Here is a 663-nt window from a genome sequence, read left to right on the forward strand (position 1 = left end):
CGGCGCTCAGGCTGGGGCGATTCAGGTAGCCGCGTGCGAGGCCTGCGCCTGCGATGTAGAGCTCACCGGACACGCCTGCGGGCACCGGCTGCAGGGCCGCATCGAGCACGTACACCTGGGTGTTCCAGATCGGACGGCCGATGGGCGCGTCGTCTTTGCCGGCAGGCGCGAAGACACTGTCTCCCGTTGCCTCCGAGGAACCGTAGAAGTTCAAGAGCTGCGCGTGCGACAAGAACGTCGTGAAGCGGGTGGCCAGTTCTGTGGTCAGTGCTTCGCCGCTCACAATCCACAGTCGGCAATCCCTCAGACACGCGGTATCGCCTTGTTCGATCAAGGCAGCGAGCAGACTTGGAACGAGCGTGATGCGTTCGATCCGGTGTTGCGCGACCAGCGTGACCAGATCGTCGAGTGTCTTGGTTGCGTGGGCGCTGGCCATCACAACAGGCGCGCCAAACAACAGGGGACCTAGAAGTTCAGTTGTTCCATCAATGAATGCGATGGAGCTTTTGGCGATGGACGGTTTTCCTTCGTCATAGGCATACGCCGCATGAATCCATTTCAGCCGGTTGATGGCGCCAGCATGAGGACCCACCACGCCCTTGGGCCTGCCGGTGGATCCGGAGGTGTAGATGACATAGGCGGGGTTGGCCGGGGTGAGGGGGC

The 663-nt window shown here is 62.1% G+C and carries 1 protein-coding gene; it reads right to left on the bottom strand.

The features are described 5' to 3' along the window. On the bottom strand, nt 1-663 hold a 663-nt coding region (locus ACTJLF_RS34655), incomplete at both ends, for an AMP-binding protein (RefSeq protein WP_440884907.1).

Origin of the sequence: Variovorax sp. 22077 (assembly GCF_052044195.1) — a bacterium.
GTDB classification, from domain to species: domain Bacteria; phylum Pseudomonadota; class Gammaproteobacteria; order Burkholderiales; family Burkholderiaceae_C; genus Variovorax; species Variovorax atrisoli.